This window comes from Agromyces cerinus (genome assembly GCF_016907835.1).
GTDB classification, from domain to species: Bacteria; Actinomycetota; Actinomycetes; order Actinomycetales; family Microbacteriaceae; genus Agromyces; species Agromyces nitratus.
The window spans coordinates 2,953,491-2,971,063 of sequence record NZ_JAFBCT010000001.1; the positions used below are offsets into that span (position 1 = coordinate 2,953,491).

At 69.5% G+C, this 17,573-nt stretch carries 18 protein-coding genes; 11 read left to right on the plus strand and 7 right to left on the minus strand.

The annotated features are described in order from the left end of the window. Positions 1-4 precede the first annotated feature (4 nt). The 4 genes from JOE59_RS13770 to JOE59_RS13785 form a co-directional block, all read right to left on the minus strand. Entirely contained in the window at positions 5-952 is a 948-nt protein-coding gene (locus JOE59_RS13770) for an HAD family hydrolase (RefSeq protein ID WP_204461306.1), read from the minus strand. Then, the gene (locus tag JOE59_RS13775; protein WP_204461307.1) at positions 949-3,309 is read right to left on the minus strand and encodes an arylsulfatase; all 2,361 of its coding nucleotides are present in this window, start codon (positions 3,307-3,309) and stop codon (positions 949-951) included. Before JOE59_RS13775 ends, JOE59_RS13770 begins: the two co-directional genes overlap by 4 nt. A gap of 154 nt (positions 3,310-3,463) precedes the next feature. After that, positions 3,464-3,736, minus strand: a complete 273-nt coding sequence (locus JOE59_RS13780; protein WP_307837078.1) for a glutaredoxin family protein — start codon at positions 3,734-3,736, stop codon at positions 3,464-3,466. 75 nt (positions 3,737-3,811) lie between these two features. Further along, positions 3,812-3,910 (minus strand): 30S ribosomal protein bS22, encoded by a 99-nt coding sequence (locus JOE59_RS13785; RefSeq protein WP_003792170.1) that lies wholly within the window; start codon positions 3,908-3,910, stop codon positions 3,812-3,814. 118 nt (positions 3,911-4,028) lie between these two features. Between JOE59_RS13785 and JOE59_RS13790 the strand changes: the two genes are divergently transcribed. Together JOE59_RS13790 and JOE59_RS13795 are read left to right on the plus strand one after the other, a co-directional pair. Next, positions 4,029-4,538 (plus strand): GNAT family N-acetyltransferase, encoded by a 510-nt coding sequence (locus tag JOE59_RS13790; RefSeq protein ID WP_204461308.1) that lies wholly within the window; start codon positions 4,029-4,031, stop codon positions 4,536-4,538. A 50-nt stretch (positions 4,539-4,588) separates the two neighbouring features. Then, a complete protein-coding gene (locus JOE59_RS13795; RefSeq protein ID WP_204461310.1) occupies positions 4,589-5,071 on the plus strand; it encodes an anthrone oxygenase family protein in 483 nt (160 codons plus the stop codon). A gap of 13 nt (positions 5,072-5,084) precedes the next feature. On the opposite strand, the gene JOE59_RS13800 is transcribed toward JOE59_RS13795, so the two are convergent. Continuing rightward, on the minus strand, positions 5,085-5,525 hold the full coding sequence (locus JOE59_RS13800) for an ArsR/SmtB family transcription factor (RefSeq protein ID WP_204461313.1): 441 nt from the start codon (positions 5,523-5,525) through the stop codon (positions 5,085-5,087). Between the two features lie 70 nt (positions 5,526-5,595). On the opposite strand from JOE59_RS13800, the gene JOE59_RS13805 reads away from it, so the two are divergent. Together JOE59_RS13805 and JOE59_RS13810 are read left to right on the plus strand one after the other, a co-directional pair. Then, positions 5,596-7,038, plus strand: coding sequence for a TrkH family potassium uptake protein (locus JOE59_RS13805; RefSeq protein ID WP_374191127.1), 1,443 nt, complete (start codon positions 5,596-5,598; stop codon positions 7,036-7,038). Continuing rightward, positions 7,031-7,699: a potassium channel family protein gene (locus JOE59_RS13810; protein ID WP_204461314.1), complete on the plus strand. Its 669-nt coding sequence runs from the start codon at positions 7,031-7,033 to the stop codon at positions 7,697-7,699. The genes JOE59_RS13805 and JOE59_RS13810 overlap by 8 nt, the downstream gene beginning before the upstream one ends. A 20-nt stretch (positions 7,700-7,719) precedes the next feature. Here JOE59_RS13810 and JOE59_RS13815 read toward each other — a convergent pair whose 3' ends face one another. Continuing rightward, a complete protein-coding gene (locus JOE59_RS13815) occupies positions 7,720-8,115 on the minus strand; it encodes a hypothetical protein (RefSeq protein ID WP_204461315.1) in 396 nt (131 codons plus the stop codon). A gap of 152 nt (positions 8,116-8,267) precedes the next feature. On the opposite strand from JOE59_RS13815, the gene JOE59_RS13820 reads away from it, so the two are divergent. Beyond that, a complete protein-coding gene (locus JOE59_RS13820; RefSeq protein ID WP_204461317.1) occupies positions 8,268-8,846 on the plus strand; it encodes a hypothetical protein in 579 nt (192 codons plus the stop codon). 65 nt (positions 8,847-8,911) lie between these two features. On the opposite strand, the gene JOE59_RS13825 is transcribed toward JOE59_RS13820, so the two are convergent. Continuing rightward, positions 8,912-9,412 (minus strand): hypothetical protein, encoded by a 501-nt coding sequence (locus JOE59_RS13825; protein WP_204461319.1) that lies wholly within the window; start codon positions 9,410-9,412, stop codon positions 8,912-8,914. Between the two features lie 338 nt (positions 9,413-9,750). Here JOE59_RS13825 and JOE59_RS13830 point away from each other — a divergent pair, with 338 nt between their 5' ends. The 6 genes from JOE59_RS13830 to JOE59_RS13855 are packed head-to-tail and all read left to right on the plus strand — an operon-like array spanning position 9,751 to position 17,557. Then, positions 9,751-9,840, plus strand: a complete 90-nt coding sequence (locus JOE59_RS13830) for a potassium-transporting ATPase subunit F (protein WP_022891167.1) — start codon at positions 9,751-9,753, stop codon at positions 9,838-9,840. Then, the gene (gene kdpA, locus JOE59_RS13835) at positions 9,840-11,513 is read left to right on the plus strand and encodes a potassium-transporting ATPase subunit KdpA (protein WP_204461324.1); all 1,674 of its coding nucleotides are present in this window, start codon (positions 9,840-9,842) and stop codon (positions 11,511-11,513) included. The genes JOE59_RS13830 and kdpA overlap by 1 nt, the downstream gene beginning before the upstream one ends. Positions 11,514-11,516: 3 nt before the next feature. Further along, complete coding sequence (gene kdpB, locus JOE59_RS13840; RefSeq protein WP_204461325.1) at positions 11,517-13,706, plus strand: potassium-transporting ATPase subunit KdpB; 2,190 nt, start codon at positions 11,517-11,519, stop codon at positions 13,704-13,706. Between the two features lie 25 nt (positions 13,707-13,731). Beyond that, positions 13,732-14,337, plus strand: a complete 606-nt coding sequence (gene kdpC / locus JOE59_RS13845) for a potassium-transporting ATPase subunit KdpC (RefSeq protein WP_204461326.1) — start codon at positions 13,732-13,734, stop codon at positions 14,335-14,337. 11 nt (positions 14,338-14,348) lie between these two features. Next, positions 14,349-16,850, plus strand: coding sequence for a DUF4118 domain-containing protein (locus JOE59_RS13850; RefSeq protein ID WP_204461327.1), 2,502 nt, complete (start codon positions 14,349-14,351; stop codon positions 16,848-16,850). Next, positions 16,847-17,557, plus strand: a complete 711-nt coding sequence (locus tag JOE59_RS13855) for a response regulator (RefSeq protein ID WP_204461329.1) — start codon at positions 16,847-16,849, stop codon at positions 17,555-17,557. Before JOE59_RS13850 ends, JOE59_RS13855 begins: the two co-directional genes overlap by 4 nt. Positions 17,558-17,573 lie beyond the last annotated feature (16 nt).

A 17,573-nucleotide genomic window follows, 5' to 3' on the forward strand; every position in this document is an offset into this window, starting at 1 on the left:
TCGCCTACGCTGCCGGGTCGGGGAAGACGCTCGCCCAGTCGCGCGCGACGCTCACGACCGTGAAGTCGTGCTCGGATGCCGCGGCGAGCGCCTGCTCCGCCCCCTTGTCGTAGGGGGTGTCGCCGCGACCGGTGTCGTCGTCGTGGTGCACGAGCAGAGTGAGGTGCTGCGCACTGCCCTGCGTGTACCGGAGCATCTGGATGTCGCCGTTGGAGTTGCCGGCGGCGAAGATCGGGCGGCGCCCGATGCGCGTCCAGATGCGCACCGGCTTCACCGGACCGTCATCCATGAAGTCGAATGTCGCGTGGTAGTGCACCTGGTTCGACGTCTCGTCGTACCCGAGCCCGAGCGCCGACCCGATGACCCGCTCCGGCGGGATGCCGTAGTAGTCCGCCGTCATCGGCCGCATGAAGTCGCGGTCGCCGCCCGACACGATGTAGTTCGTGAAGCCGTTGGCCTCGAGGTACCGCAGCAGCTCCACCATCGGCTGGTAGACCACCTCGGCGTACGGCCGGTGCAGGGTCAGGTGCCGGGCGTCACGGTAGAAGTCGGCGACCATCGCGGCGTACTGTTCGACGCCCAGATCGGCGGTCGACCCGAGGATCGCGCCGATCATGACCTTCACATCGGAGTCGTCGCCCGCGTAGTGCTTGTCGACCGCTCCCCCGAGCCACGCGAGGTCGCCGGTGACGGCCGCCTTGTAGGGCTGCTGCTCGGCGAGCGACGGGTCGGCCGCGGCTGCCGCGGCCCACTGCTGCACGATGAAGTGCAGCTGCGTGGGCATGGGCTTCTCGGTCCAGAGCGTGCCGTCGTTGTCGAAGACCGCGACGCGTTCCTCGACCGGCACAGCGCCGGGGCCGTCGGTGACCGATGCCACGAAGTCGATGATCGCGTCACGGGTCGCACCGTCCGTCCACGACGGCAGCGCCCGCACGGTGTCGTTCGCGCTCATTGCCGGGTCATCGCGATCTGCATCTGGTGGGCGGGGTCGATGAGGTGGTCGTGGTTGTCGTCGCCGACATCGATGCGCACCCACGAGATCTTGCCCGAGAATGCGTTGCCGGTCGCCTCGTAGTCTGCCGACACCGGCGACGCGACATCCGCGCCGACGTCGACCGTCTCGTCCATCGAGAAGAAGAACGGCAGTGTGCGGCTCACCCGGCCCTCGCCGAGCTTCGCCTCGCCGTCGAAGAGCGTCACTGCGCCGCCCTTGCCGAGGCCCCCGCCGTCGTACGCGAAGTGCACGCGGAGCTCGTGAGCACCTGGCTCGAGCACCGTCTCGGAGGTCGTGTAGTCGGTCTCGATGCCCATGATGTTGTACGCGAAGCGCAGCGTTCCCTCGTGCAGGTACAGGCTCCACCCGCCGTAGGAGCCGCCCTGCGCGATGATCACGCCGGTACCGCCCGACTCGGGGATCGTCACCTTCGCGGTCACCGTGAACGACTTGTTCTTGATGTTGACGACCGAGTTCTCGCTGAGGCGCTTCATGCCCGAGTACAGGGTCTGCGAGGTGCCCTTCACGAGGGCGGGCCGCCCGGCGATCTCCTCGTTGAACCGCTCGGCCGAGCGGATGTCCATGGGCAGCACGTTGAAGCGCGCGGCCTGGATCAGGAAGAGTCGCTGCAGCTCCGCGAGCTTCGCGGGCTCCTTCGCGGCGAGGTCGTTGGACTGGGTCCAGTCCTCCTCGACGTTGTAGAGCTCCCACACGTCGTCGTCGAGGCCGTGGCTCGACGCGAGCCACGGGTCCTTGTGCTTGGCGACGGCCGTCCACCCCTTGTGGAAGATGGCGCGGTTGCCGAGCATCTCGAAGTACTGGGTCGTGTGCACCTCCTCGGCGTCGGCGGACTCGAACGAGGAGTTCATCGGCGTGCCCTCGTACGGGCGCTGCGTGACGCCGTGCACCGTCGCGGGCTCGGGGATCCCGGCCGCCGCGAGCACGGTCGGCGCCACGTCGATGACGTGCGCGAACTGGTTGCGGATCTCGCCGCGAGCGGCGATGCCCTTCGGCCACGAGACGATCGTGCCGTTACGGGTGCCTCCCCAGTGGCTCGCCACCTGCTTGGTCCACTGGTAGGGCGTGTCCATCGCGTGCGCCCAGCCGATCGCGTAGTGGTTGTACGAACGGGGGGTGCCGAGGTCGTCCTGGTGCTCGATGAGGTAGGCGTCGTCTTCGAGCTCGTTCATGTGGTTGATCGTGAACGCCTCGTTGGTCGTGCCCTTCATGGTGCCCTCGGCGGATGCCCCGTTGTCGCCGATGATCACGTAGACGAGCGTGTCGTCGAGCACGTCGAGTTCTTCGAGGGCGTCGAGCAGTTCGCCGACGTAGTGGTCGGCGTACTCGAGGTACCCGGCGTAGACCTCCATCTCGCGGGCGAGCACGGGGTGCAGCTCGGGGTTCATCTCGTCCCACGCGGGGATGCCGGGGCTGCGCTCGGTGAGCACCGCGTTCTCGGGGACGACGCCGAGCGCCTTCTGCCGCGCGAAGGTCTCTTCACGCAGGGCGTCCCAGCCCTGGTCGAACTTGCCGGCGTACTTGTCGGCCCATTCGGCGGGCACGTGGTGCGGGGCGTGGGTCGCGCCGGGCGCGAAGTAGGTGAAGAAGGGCTTGTCGGGGGCGAGCGCCTTCTGCTGCTTCGTCCAGTCGATGGCCTTCTGGGTCATGTCGGCCATGAAGTGGTAGCCCTCTTCAGGGGTGCCCCACGGCTCGACCGGCGTCGTGCCCTCGTAGATCGCGGGGTACCACTGGTTGGTCTCGCCGCCGATGAAGCCGTAGAAGTACTCGAAGCCGCCGCCGGGGCTCGGCCACTGGTCGAACGGGCCGACGGGGCTCGACTGCCAGACGGGCACCTCGTGGCACTTGCCGAACTGGGCGGTGCTGTAGCCGTTGAGCTTCAGGGTCTCGGCGAGCGGCGCGCAGTTGTTCGGGCGCAGCGAGCTGTAGCCGGGCGCACTCGTGGCGATCTCGGTGATGCCGCCCATGCCGACGGTGTGGTGGTTGCGACCCGAGAGCAGTGCAGCGCGCGTCGGCGAGCAGAGCGCGGTCGTGTGGAAGCGCGTGTACTTCAGACCTTGGGCGGCGACCCGCTCGAAGTTCGGCGTGTGCACCGGGCCGCCGAAGGCGCTCGAGGCGCCGAAACCGGTGTCGTCGATCAGCACGACGAGCACGTTTGGCGCGCCCTCAGGGGGCAGCAGTCGCTCGATCGGCGGGTAGTGCGTGTCGGGGTCCGTTGCGTCGTAGGTGACGGTGCCCGTGTAGGCCAGGTCCGGAATCGGCAGTGTCGAACGCTGGACGTCGGGCTTGGTGCTCACAGTCGGTCTCCCTGGTCTGGGAGGGCGATGACGAGGGCGGGATGCCCCGGCGCACACCCTTCCCGCTCAGAAGCCGTCGACCCCCGACGGCTACCCGTCAACCGTGCCACAGCGCGCGTCGAGTGACAACGCGACACGATCGCGGATCAGGGAGTCAGCCGGCGAGCAGCGCCGTCTTCAGCCGAACCGGGTCGATGCGCCAGTAGTTGTGCACGACGTCGTCGATGAGCACGACGGGGATCTCCTCGGCGTAGCGGGCGCGCAGTTCGTCGTCGTCGAGGATCGAGCGCTCGTCGAGCACGATGCGGGGCGGGGCATCCGTCGCCTCGATCTCGGCCATCACGGCCTGCACGACCTCCCGTGCGTCGTCGCAGAGGTGGCAGCCGGGCTTGCCGATGAGGGTCAGGCGGATGTCGCGTCGAATCACTTCTTCAGCCTAGATCCGGGTACAGCGAAAAGCGCCAGGCCGCAGGGCCTGACGCTCAGCCGTCGTCTCGAAGGACTACTTCTTGTTGCGACGCTGGTGGCGCGTCTTGCGAAGCAGCTTGCGGTGCTTCTTCTTCGCCATACGCTTGCGGCGCTTCTTGATGACGGAACCCATCAGAACCTCACAGAAAAGATCGAGTCGGACGCGCGTGCCGCGGCCGGAGGCTAGAAAGCCTCGGGGTAGTCTACCGGATCCGAACGGCAGCCTTCGCCCGATGGGTTAGCGTCGAGGGATGCCCCGCCCCGATCTCGTGATCCGAACCACCGAGGAAGCCGACTGGCAGGCCGTGCGCGCACTGCGTCTCGAGATGCTGCGCGACACCCCGCTGGCCTACGGCGAGACGCTCGCCACGGCCCTCGACGCCGACGAGGCGACCTGGCGGGCCCGCGCCGCCCGCGGCACGACGCCCCGCCAGACCTCGATCGTCGCGATCGACGGCGAACGCTGGATCGGGCACATGGGCGGCTACATTCCGGATGCCACGTCGGGCCCGATGCTCGTCGGCGTCTACGTCGCACCCGAGCACCGCGGTGACGACGCCGGCGTCTCCCGCCTGCTGCTCGACGCGGTCGAGCAGTGGGCGCGCGAGTTCGGCGGCACGCTGCGACTCGAGGTGCACGAGCACAACCCGCGGGCGATCCGCTTCTACGAGAAGCTCGGCTTCACCCGCACCGGTCGGAGCCGCGAGTACGAGCTCGCACCGGGCGGGCTCGAACTCGAGATGATCAAGCCGCTGCACTGAGTTCCTCCGCTGGTTGAGCTCGTCGAAACCCGCACGGCAGACTGGGGCGCATGACCGCATTCGTGGAACTGCTGCTCGTCGTCGCGATCCTCGGCACGGGCCTCGTCGCCGGCGTCTTCTTCGCCTTCTCGGGCTTCGTCACCCAGGGCATCGGGCGCCTGCCTGCCGCCGAAGCCGCACGAGCGATGCGCGAGATCAACGTCACCGCGGTGCGTGCACCGCTCATGCTCGCGATCTTCGGCACGGCGCTCGTAGTGGTGGTGCTCGCCGTGTTCGCCTTCCTCGGCGAACCCGAGGGGGCGACGTGGTGGTCGCTCGGCGGCGCGGCGCTCTACCTGGTCGGCGTGGTGGGCGTGACGGGCGGCGCGAACGTGCCGCGCAACAACCGCCTGGCAGCTCCCGCCGACACGGATGCCCCGGCGCTCGCCGCCGCCTGGCAGGCGTTCCGTCCGGGCTGGCTCGCGTGGAACCACGTGCGCACGGTCGCCTCCACTGCGGCGTGCCTCGCGTTCGTGCTCGCCCTCGTGGGGTGAGGAGCGAGTCCGCTCAGCGGCGCTTCTTGGGTGCGACGACGGCGGTGACCTGGTGCGCGGTCTCGGCGAACGCCTTGCCGATCGCCGCGGCGAAGGCGAACTGCTCCTCGTTCAGGGCGACCTCTTCACGGGCGCCGGCGCTCGCGAGCGTGGCGGCGTCGGCCGCGGCATCCGTCGAGACGAATGGAATCAGCCAGTCCTCGAGCGTCTCGAGCGGCGTGCGGTCGAGCTTGTAGTAGCGGTGCTGTCCCTCTTCGCGCACGGCGACGAGGCCCGACTCGCGCAGCACCTTCAGGTGCTTGGAGACCGTCGGCTGACTCGCGCCGAGCGCGCTCACGATCTCGGAGACGCTGATCTCGCCGCCCGACGACGGCACGTCCGCCTCGCGCTCGAGGAGCACGGCGAGGATGTCGCGCCGCGTCGAGTCCGCCACCACGTCGAAGATGTCCGCCATGCCCCAAGGTTAGTCACTCCGCGTGGGGAGTACCATGACTCACGCGTTCGGTGACGGCGGAGGGGGCTCGATGCGCGCACAGCCGATGGGTCGACTCGGCCGAGTCGACCGCCGGTCGTGGCTCGGCAAGCTTCGCGACGCGGTCGACATGCTCATGAAGCACTCGCCGTCGCGATTCGCGATCCTCATCTTCGCGGCCCTCATCGTGCTCTTCACGGTGCTGTTCTCGTTGCCCATCGCGAGCGCCGACCGGCAGATCACGCCGCTGCACGACGCGGTGTTCACCGCGGTCTCGGTCATCTGCGTCACCGGCCTCGCGACGGTCGACATGGCGACGCACTGGTCGCCGTTCGGCAACGTGCTCGTCTTCATCGGCGTGAACATCGGCGGCGTCGGCGTGCTGACGCTCGCGTCGATCCTCGGCCTCGTGATCTCCCGTCGGCTCGGCCTGCGGGCCAAGCTCATCGCCGCGAGCGACTCGAACCCGTCGCGCATCCACGTCGGCCCGGTCTCCGAACGCCAGGCGGTGCGGCTCGGCGAGGTCGGCGGGCTGCTCGCGACCGTCGCGATCAGCGCCCTCGTCATCGAGGTGACGATCGCGATCGGCATGATCCCGAGCATGCTCGCCGCGGGCTACGACGCGTGGCACTCGTTCTGGTACAGCTTCTACTACTCGGCGATGGCGTTCACGAACACGGGGTTCAGTCCGAATCCGGGCGGACTCGAGCCGCTCGTCGGCGACTACTGGTTCCAGTCGCTGCTCATGCTCGGCGTGTTCCTCGGCAGCCTCGGCTTCCCCGTGATCTTCGCGTTGGCGCGGGCCTGGCGGCAGCCGCGCCGCTGGAGCGTGCACGTGAAGCTCACACTCGCCACGACCTCGATCCTCTTCGTCGCCGGCGCCGCGATGTTCCTGCTGCTCGAGTACGGCAACCCGAAGACCTACGGGCAGCTCGACGCCGGGCCCACGGTCTTCCAATCGTTCTTCATGTCGATGATGACGAGGTCGGGCGGGTTCTCGACGATCAACATGCACGACCTCAACGGCTCGAGCCTGCTCGTCTCCGACATGCTCATGTTCATCGGCGGCGGCTCGGCGTCGACCGCCGGCGGCATCAAGGTCACGACCCTCGCCGTGCTCTTCCTCGCCGCGTTCGCCGAAGCCCGCGGTGCGCCCTCGATGGAGGCGTTCGGCCGGCGCATCCCGCGCGACATGCTGCGCCTGTCGGTCAGCGTGGTGCTCTGGGGCGCGACGATCGTCGCCGTCTCCTCGATCGCCATCCTGCAGATCACGAAGCAGCCGTTCGACTACGTGCTCTTCGACGTGATCTCGGCGTTCGCCACGTGCGGCCTCTCGACGGGCCTCACCGCCGAACTCCCGCCCGAGGGCGTCTACGTCATGGCCCTCACGATGTTCATGGGGCGGGTTGGTACAGTGACACTCGCCGCAGCCCTGGCGGCGAGCCAGCGCCGGCAGTTGTTCAAACGTCCGGAAGAGAGGCCCATCGTTGGTTGATCGAATCAGGCACGACGCCCCGGTGCTCGTGATCGGCCTCGGCCGCTTCGGAGCCGCGACCGCGGGTCAGCTCGACCGGCTCGGCCGCGAGGTGCTCGCCGTCGACGAGAGCGAGACGCTCGTGCAGAAGTGGTCGGAGCGGGTCACCCACGCCGTCGTCGCCGATGCGAAGTCGATCGACGCGCTCAAGCAGATCGGTGCGCAGGACTTCTCGATCGCGGTGTGTGCGGTGGGGTCGTCGATCGAGGCATCCGTGCTCATCACGGCGAACCTCGTCGACCTGAAGATCCCGCAGATCTGGGCGAAGGCGATCTCGGCCTCGCACGGCAAGATCCTGCAGCGCATCGGCGCGAACCACGTCATCTACCCCGAGCGCGAGGCGGGCGAGCGCACCGCGCACCTCGTGAGCGGTCGCATGCTCGACTTCATCGAGTTCGACGACGACTTCGCCCTCGTGAAGATGTACCCGCCGAAGCCGATCCGCGGCAAGAACCTCACCGAGTCGGGCGTGCGGTCGAAGTACCGTGTCACGGTCGTCGGCGTGAAGAGCCCCGGCAAGCCGTTCACCTACGCGACCGAGCAGACGGTGGTCTCCAACCACGACCTCATCATCGTCTCGGGCACCGAGGGCGACATCGAGCGCTTCGCGGCGCTCGAGTAGCGACCGGCAGGCGACGAAGCTCAGCCGACGAACATCAGCACGATGCCGACGACGGCCGAGGCCACGGCGATGCCGATGAACACGAGGCCGAGGATGCGGATCACCCGGCGGCCCGTCGGCGGTTCGTGGAGTCGCAGTCGGTACGGCTCACGCTCCTTGTAGAACGCGGGCTCCTCGTCGGGATTGGTGACGTGCGCGCGCTCGTCGGGGCTGAGCGCACGCGACTGGAAGCCGTCGTCGGTGAACCACCGCACGATGCTGCCGCCGTCGCCGTCGATGACCACGGCTTCGGTGCGCAGCCAGCGACCGTCGGCCACTCGGATCAGCAGCGCGAGCAGCAGGCACGTGAGCCCCGCGGCGAGCGCGAACCATCCGATCACCTCGGTGATGACCGAGATGGTGTCCGCCGCGTTCATGAGCCAAACGTATCGTGGCGCGGGCGGCGAGACCGCACGCGTGAGGAACCCGTCGGTGAACAGGTCGGGGCCGTTCGGGTCCCGTGAGTGCCCCTGCGGCGCACCGTCGGCCGGGCGTAGACCGGAGGAACCACCCTGAGGAGGTTCCATCGATGAGTATCCTGCACACCGTCACGTGGCTGCGCCACCGCTACACCGGTCCGTGGTCACGCGATGCCTGGCCCGAGGCCACGGTGATGGAAGCGGGAGACGTGCGCATCAGCACGATCTCGCTCCTCGGCGTCGCCGCGAGCCACGGCACTCCGTGCGTGCGAAATGCCGCCGCCGTCGTACCCGGCACGGGGGGCGCGCCGTCTCCCTCGCAGTTCGCCTCGGTCGTCGTCACGCGGGTGCTCGCGGTCGAGACGCTTCCCGATGATTCGCTCGGCGCCTGGGTCGACGCCGATCTCGACCGTTGCTCGCCCCTGCTCTCCGAGGCTCGAATCATCGGCCGCCCGAGCATCGAGGCAACGCTGCCCGTCCAGCTCCGGCCGTCGATCACGACCGCCGCCGAGGCGCCGGTGGCGGCCCTGCCGATCGACCTGCACCCCGGCGACCTCATCGCCGTGCCATGTCGCGGCGCCACGTCGCTCCGTGACATCCGACCGTCGAGCCGCCATCGTTCGCGGCTGTCCGACGACCGAATCGACCACGATCGCGACGAGTTCCCCCTGGGGCACTGCGGTCGCTGACCCCATCGTGAACGGGCGGATGCCGCACGCCGAGGCGTCGGCATCCGCCCGTCGTGTGCCAAGCGTCAGCCTCTGCGAATGTCTCGCAATGCGCTGACGTGGCCGCACGGCGCCGCGATGAGGTCGCCGACGGCGATGTCCGCCGGGAGCGACACCTGGTTGCCGGCGCCTGGTTCCGACGGCGTCGACAGGCCCACGGCGATGGCGGGAGCCGTGCTGGCGCGGCCGATCATCTGGAGCTCGACCCAGCAGGCGTCGCAACCGTCGAGGCGCCCGTCGACCTCGACGACCCGTTCCGCGCCGCGCCCTCGCACGTTCGTGACCCGCACGACGACGACCGAGATGTCGATCGACCGCTCCGGCCCGCTCTCCCCCGTCGCCCCGGCCGTCGCCGTGTGCACGCAGGGCGTGCCGCACAGCTCGACGAGACGCAGCATCGAGACCCCCGAGACGACGATGTCGTCGACGGTCGCGGTGGTGTGCCGGGGCCAGTGCTCCAGCCCGGCGGGCCGGCCGGTCGTCGTGGGCAGAGGAGTGCTGGTCGAATACGCGAGAACCGTCGTCATGGTTCAGGTGTAAGCGCCGAATGCCCGATGAACGCGCTCATCAACGGATCCCGAACGGGACGGGTCGGGTTCGCTGACGGGATCCTTGCGGAGTGCCGTCGTCATCGTGAGCGGCGCATTCGGATCGTCCGAGGACGCGTTAGGGGTCCGTGAGGATCGGCGGCGAGGCATCCGCTCGGGTGTTGCATCTCATATGCAGCTGACCCGCTGCCCGCCTGCCGTGCCCACGGCTCGCGGCCTTGTGAATCTGGAGTCTTCGTGCTCGACGTCGTCTACATTCTCGGCATCATCGCCGTGTTCGTACTCGTCGGCCTCATCGCCAGGGGGGTCGAGAAGCTGTGATCTTCTTCGAACTCCTCGCTGCCGCGTTGGGTGTCGCCGCTGTGGTGTACCTCGTGTACGCCCTCGTCAAACCTGAGCGGTTCTGATGGAGGGCCTCTTCGCCGTCATGCAGGCGGCCACCCTCGCCCTGATCCTCGCCCTCCTCTACCGCCCGCTCGGCGACTACATGGCTCGCCTGTACACGAGCGATCGTGACTGGAGGTTCGAACGCGGCCTCTACCGCCTCATCGGCGTCGACCCGCGCTCCGAGCAGTCGTGGCCGGCCTACCTCCGCGGCGTGCTCGCGTTCTCGGTCGTCGGGCTGCTGTTCGTCTACGTGCTGCAGCGCGCCCAGGCCGTGCTCCCCTACTCGCTCGGCCTCCCTGCCGTGCCCGAGGGACTGTCGTTCAACACCGCGGCGTCCTTCGTCGCGAACACGAACTGGCAGTCGTACTCCCCCGAGCTCACGATGGGCTACACCGTGCAGCTCGCCGGTCTCGCCGTGCAGAACTTCGTTTCGGCGGCCGTCGGCATCGCCGTCGCTGTCGCGCTCGTTCGCGGCTTCGCTCGTCGGAACTCGGGAACGATCGGCAACTTCTGGGTCGACCTGTTCCGCGGCGCGTTCCGCCTGCTGCTGCCGCTCTCGGTCATCGGCGCGATCGTGCTGCTCATCGGCGGCGTCGTGCAGAACTTCAACGGCTTCACCGAGGTGACGACGCTCGCCGGCAACACGCAGAACCTGCCCGGCGGCCCGGTCGCCTCCCAGGAGGTCATCAAGCTGCTCGGCACGAACGGCGGCGGGTTCTTCAACGCGAACTCCGCCCACCCGTTCGAGAACCCGACCGCCTGGACGAGCCTCTTCCAGAACGTGCTCATGCTCGCGATCCCGTTCGCGCTGCCGCGCACCTTCGGCAGGATGGTCGGCTCGAACAAGCAGGGCTACGCGATCCTCGCGGTCATGGCGACGCTCTACATCGTCTCGCTCACGGCGCTCAGCGCGCTCGAGCCGGGGGGCAACGGCACCGCTCCCGAGCTCGCCGGCGGCGCGCTCGAGGGCAAGGAGGCGCGCTTCGGCATCTTCGGCTCGACGCTCTTCGGTACCACGTCGACGCTCACCTCGACCGGTGCAGTCAACTCGATGCACGACTCGTTCACCGCCCTCGGCGGCATGATGCCGATGCTGAACATGATGCTCGGCGAGGTCGCCCCCGGCGGCGTCGGCTCGGGCCTCTACGGCATGCTCGTGCTCGCGATCATCGCGGTGTTCATCGCCGGCCTCCTCGTCGGCCGCACGCCCGAGTACCTCGGCAAGAAGATCGGCCCGCGCGAGATCAAGCTCGCGAGCCTCTACATCCTCGTCACGCCGACGCTCGTACTCGTGGGCACCGCCCTCAGCTTCGCGATCCCCGGCATCCGCGAGGACGTCGAGTCGGTCTCGATCTGGAACCCCGGCATCCACGGCATGAGCGAGGTGCTCTACGCCTTCACGAGCGCGTCGAACAACAACGGCTCGGCGTTCGCGGGCCTCACCGCGAACACGCCATGGTTCAACACGGCGCTCGGCGTCGCGATGCTGCTCGGCCGATTCATCCCGATCGTGCTCGTGCTGGCCCTCGCCGGCAGCCTCGCCGCACAGGACAAGGTGCCCGCGACCGCAGGCACCCTGCCCACCAACCGGCCGCAGTTCGTCGGCCTCCTCGTGGGCGTCACGGTCATCGTGACCGCGCTCACCTACTTCCCCGTTCTCACGCTGGGTCCCCTGGCTGAAGGGCTGAACTGATCCATGTCCACCACCATCACTTCGCTCCCCGAGCCTGTCGAAGGGCCCGAGCCGGCGGAGCACACCCCCCGTCAGATGGGCTCCCCGTCGAAACGCCCCGCCGGCGCATTCGGACCGGCGCAGATCGTGCAGGCGCTGCCCGGCGCGTTCCGCAAGCTCGACCCGAGGCAGATGTGGCACAACCCCGTCATGTTCCTCGTCGAGGTCGGCGCCGCGCTCACGACCGTGCTCGCGATCGCCGAGCCGTTCCTCGGCGGCCCCGAGTCGTCGGGCGGCACGGCCGTGCCGCTCTCCTTCACCTGGGCGATCGCCGTCTGGCTCTGGCTCACCGTGCTCTTCGCGAACCTCGCGGAGTCGGTGGCCGAGGGCCGCGGCAAGGCGCAGGCCGACACCCTGCGGCAGACCCGCACGTCGACGATCGCCCGCCGCGTCACGGCGTACGACGAGGTCGCGGATGCCGCGGCCGAGCGCACCGCGATCGCCGAGGTCCCTTCGGGCGACCTCCGGCTCGGCGACGTCGTCGTCGTGACGGCGGGCGAGTCGATCCCGGGCGACGGCGACATCATCCACGGCATCGCCTCGGTCGACGAGTCGGCGATCACGGGCGAGTCCGCCCCGGTCGTACGCGAGTCCGGCGGCGACCGCTCGGCGGTCACCGGCGGCACCCGCGTGCTCTCCGACCGCATCGTGGTGCGCATCACCTCGAAGCCCGGCGAGACCTTCGTCGACCGCATGATCGCGCTCGTCGAGGGCGCCTCGCGCCAGAAGACGCCGAACGAGATCGCGCTCAACATCCTGCTCGCGAGCCTGTCGATCATCTTCGTGATCGTCACGCTCACACTGAACCCGATCGCCTCCTACGCGGCGGCGCCGGTCTCCATCCCGGTGCTCATCGCGCTCCTCGTCTGCCTCATCCCGACGACGATCGGCGCCCTGCTCTCGGCCATCGGCATCGCCGGCATGGACCGCCTCGTGCAGCGCAACGTGCTCGCGATGTCGGGCCGTGCGGTCGAGGCGGCCGGCGACGTGACGACGCTGCTGCTCGACAAGACCGGCACCATCACGTACGGCAACCGCCGTGCGAGCGAGTTCGTGCCGATGCCGGGCGTCGACGTCTCTGAGCTCGAGCGGGCCGCGGCCCTCTCGTCGCTCGCCGACCCCACTCCCGAGGGATCGTCGATCGTCGACCTGGCGGCGGAACGCGGCATCCGCTTCGACACCGCGCCCGCCGGCGAGGTCGTGCCGTTCACGGCGCAGACCCGCATGTCCGGACTCGACCTGCCCGACGGCTCCAGCATCCGCAAGGGCGCCGGGTCCGCGGTCATCGCGTGGGTCGAGGCATCCGGCCGCATCGCCTCGTCGACGCTCGACGAGCTCGAGCAGCGCGTCGAGACGATCTCGAACAGCGGCGGCACCCCGCTCGTCGTCGCCGCGAAGGACCTGAACGGCGAGGCACGCCTGCTCGGCGTCGTGCACCTGAAGGACGTCGTGAAGGACGGCCTCACCGAGCGCTTCGCCGAGCTCCGCGCCATGGGCATCCGAACGGTCATGATCACGGGCGACAACCCGCTCACCGCGAAGGCCATCGCGGCCGAGGCGGGCGTCGACGACTACCTCGCCGAGGCCACCCCGGAAGACAAGATGGCGCTCATCAAGCGCGAGCAGGCAGGCGGCAACCTCGTCGCCATGACCGGTGACGGCACGAACGACGCCCCGGCGCTCGCGCAGGCCGACGTCGGCGTCGCGATGAACACGGGCACGTCGGCCGCGAAGGAGGCCGGCAACATGGTCGACCTCGACAGCGACCCGACGAAGCTCATCGAGATCGTGCGCATCGGCAAGCAGTTGCTCATCACCCGCGGGGCGCTCACCACGTTCTCGATCGCCAACGACGTCGCGAAGTACTTCGCGATCATCCCGGCGATGTTCGCGGGCGTCTTCCCGGGGCTCGCGGTGCTGAACATCATGCAGCTGAGCTCCCCCGCCTCGGCGATCCTGTCGGCGATCATCTTCAACGCGATCATCATCGTGATCCTGATCCCGCTCGCGCTCCGCGGTGTGAAGTACAAGGCCGGTGGCGCGTCCGCGATCCTCAGCCGCAACCTGCTGATCTACGGCCTCGGCGGCATCATCGCCCCCTTCATCGGCATCAAGCTGATCGACCTCGTCGTCAGCCTCATCCCCGGGTTCTAGGCCCGGACTCGAAAGGAAACACACCATGAGCTCCACTCGCACTGCGGTCCGCACCCACTGGGTGGCGGTTCGCGCGATGCTCATCTTCACCCTCGTGCTGGGCGTCGCCTACACGATCGTCGTCACGGGCATCGGGCAGGTCATCCTCCCGGCCCAGGCGAACGGCTCGGTCGAACGCTCGGGCGACGAGGTCGTGGGCTCCGCCCTCATCGGCCAGTCGTTCACGGATGCTTCAGGCGAGCCGCTTCCCGAGTGGTTCCAGCCCCGCCCGTCGGCGGCCGGCGACGGGTACGACGGCGGCGCGTCGAGCGGCAGCAACCAGGGTCCCGAGAACGCCGACCTCATCGCCGCGATCGAAGAGCGGAAGGCGCAGGTCGCCGAGTTCAACGGCGTCTCCGAAGCGGATGTCCCGGCCGACGCGGTCACCGCATCGGCGTCGGGTCTCGACCCGCACATCAGCCCGGAGTACGCCCTGCTGCAGGTGGCGCGGGTCGCCGACGAGCGCGGCCTCCCCGAATCCGAGGTGCGCGAACTCGTGGAGTCTAGGATTCAGGCACGGGATCTCGGGTACCTGGGCGAGCCGACCGTCAACGTGCTGCAGCTGAACCTCGCCCTCTCCGAGCTGGGCTGAGGGGCAGATTCATGAAACGGGGGCGGCTTCGCGTGCTGCTCGGCGCCGCCCCCGGCGTCGGCAAGACCTACTCCATGCTCGAAGAGGGCCGGCGGCTCCGGGGCGAGGGCCACGACGTCGTCGTCGCCTTCGTCGAGACGCACGGCCGCAAGGCCACCGCGTCGATGGTCAGCGGGCTCGAGGTGGTGCCGCGCACCACCGTCGAGCACCGCGGCATGGGTCTCGACGAGATGGACCTCGACGCGGTGCTCGCGCGCCGCCCCGAGGTCGCCCTCGTCGACGAACTCGCCCACACGAACGCCCCCGGCTCCCGGCATGCGAAGCGCTGGCAGGACGTCGACGAGCTGCTCGACGCCGGCATCGATGTGATCTCGACGGTCAACACCCAGCACATCGAGTCGCTCGGCGACGTCGTGCAGCAGATCACGGGGGTGGCCCAGCGCGAGACCATCCCCGATGCCGTGCTGCGGGCGGCCGACCAGATCGAGGTCGTCGACCTCGCCCCGCAGGCTTTGCGCGACCGGCTCGCGGGCGGCCTCGTCTACCCGGCCGAGCGCATCGACGCGGCGCTCTCGAACTACTTCCGTCTCGGCAACCTCACGGCGCTCCGCGAACTCGCGCTGCTCTGGCTCGCCGACGAGGTCGACTCGGCGCTCAAGGCCTACCGCGTCGAGCACGGCATCGACCGCAAATGGGAGGCGCGCGAACGCGTCGTCGTCGCCCTCACCGGTGGCCCCGAGGGCGAGACGCTCCTGCGCCGCGGTGCCCGCATCGCCTCGCGATCGTCGGGCGGCGAGCTCATCGCGGTGCACGTCACGAATCCCGATGGCATGCGGGCACGGCATCCTGGCGCCCTCGATGGCCAGCGCACGCTCGTCGAACAGCTCGGCGGCACCTTCCACCAGGTCGTCGGCGAAGACGTGCCGCGTGCGCTCGTCGACTTCGCGAGAGCGGCGAACGCCACGCAGCTCGTGATCGGCGTGAGCCGCCGATCGCGACTCGCGGCGGCGTTCACGGGACCGGGCATCGGGGCGACGGTCATCCGCGAGTCGGGTGAGATCGACGTGCACATCGTCACGCACGCGGCGGCCGGCTCGGGGTTCTCCCTCCCGAAGCTCGGCGGGGCGCTCAGCCGCGGGCGCATGCTCGTCGGCTTCGCCGTGGCCCTCATCGCCGGGCCGCTGCTCAGCTGGCTGCTCGTTACGTTCCACACCGAGACGTCGATCACGAGCGACGTGCTCGCGTACCAGTTGCTCGTCATCGTCGTCGCCCTCATCGGCGGCATCTGGCCGGGACTCTTCGCTGCGGTGCTCTCAGGCCTCACTCTCAATTTCCTCTTCGTCGAACCGACGTACACGCTCACCATCAGCGACCCGCGGCAGCTGCTGGCCCTCGTGTTCTACGTCGCCAACGCGCTGCTCGTGAGCTATGTCGTCGACCAGGCCGCACGCCGCACGCGCATCGCCCGTCGGGCGGCCGCCGAGTCGCAGCTGCTCGCGACGCTCGCCGGCAGCGTGCTGCGCGGCGAGGACGCCCTGCAGGCGATGGTCACCCGCACCCGCGAGGCGTTCGGCCTCACGGGCGTGCGCCTTCTCGTCGACGGCGAGACCCGGGTGGCCGACGGCGAGCCGAGCCGCGACGACCGGGTAACCGAGGTCCCCATCGGCAGTCGCGGCGTGCTCGAACTGCACGGGCAGGACCTCGAGGCATCCGAGCGCCGCCTGCTGCAGGTCATCGCGACCCAGATGGATGCCGCGATCGAGCACGGCGCGCTCGCCACCGCCGCCTCGGCGGCCGACGCCCTCGTCGAGACCGACCGGGTGCGTTCGGCCCTGCTCGCCGCGGTCGGCCACGACCTGCGACGTCCGCTCACCTCGGCGTCGGCGGCGATCAGCGCCCTGCGCTCACGCGAGGTCGAGCTGCCCGCCGCCGAACGCGAGGAGCTCCTCGCGACCGCCTCCGAGAGCCTCGACGCCCTCGCCGAGCTCGTCACCAACCTGCTCGACGTGAGCCGGGTGCAGGCCGGGGCACTCGCCGTCACGCTCGCGTCCACCGAGGTCGCCGACGTCGTGCTGCCCGCCCTCGACGAGCTCGCGCTCGGGCCGGGCGACATCGAGCTCGATCTCGCCGATGAGCTCGCGCCCGTGCTCGCCGACGGCGTGCTGCTGCAGCGGGTGGTCGTGAACCTGCTCGCGAACGCCGTGCGCCACAGCCCCGACGGCGAACGCGTGCGTCTGGCCGCGAGCTCGTTCCAGAGCCGCACCGAGCTGCGCGTCGTCGACCGCGGCCCCGGCATCCCCGTCGAGCGCCGCGACGAGGTGTTCACGCCGTTCCAGCGCCTCGGCGACACCGACAACGACACCGGCCTCGGCCTCGGTCTCGCCCTGTCGAAGGGCTTCGTCGAGGGAATGGACGGCACACTGGAGGTCGAGGACACCCCCGGCGGCGGCCTGACCATGGTCGTCACCCTGCCCTCCGCCCCAAGTACGCCGACCACCGAGGAGACGCGATGAGGATCCTCCTCGCCGACGACGACGACCAGCTGCAGCGGGCGCTGCGCATCACGCTCGCCGCGCGCGGCTACGAGGTCGTCGCCGCCCGCGACGGCGCCGAGGCGATCGATCTGGCCGCGAACGCGCACCCCGACCTGATCCTCCTCGACCTCGGCATGCCGAAGGTCGACGGCCTCGATGTCATCCGGGCCGTGCGAGCGTGGTCGAAGGTGCCGATCCTCGTGCTCTCGGGTCGCACCGACTCCGCCGAGAAGGTCGACGCCCTCGACGCGGGCGCCGACGACTACGTGACGAAACCGTTCGCGATGGACGAGCTGCTCGCACGAATCCGTGCCCGGGCCCGGTCGACGAGCGGCGAAGCGGATGCCGCGGCCTACGCCATCGGCTCGCTCACGGTCGACCTCGCCGCGAAGACCATCAGGTCGACGGATGCCTCGGGGCACGCGACATCCGTGCGCCTGACGCCGACGGAGTGGCGCCTGCTCGAGCTATTCCTCAAGAACCCGGGAAAGCTGCTCACCCGGCAGATGCTGTTGAGCGAGGTGTGGGGGCCGTTCCACGCGAACGATGCCGGGTACCTGCGCCTCTACGTCGCCCAGCTGCGGCGCAAGCTCGAGCCGACGCCGTCGGAGCCGCGGTTCTTCCTCACCGAGCCCGGCATGGGGTACCGCTTCGAGCCGGGAGCGGTCGACGCCACCGGAGCCTGAGGTCAGCCCGCCGCGG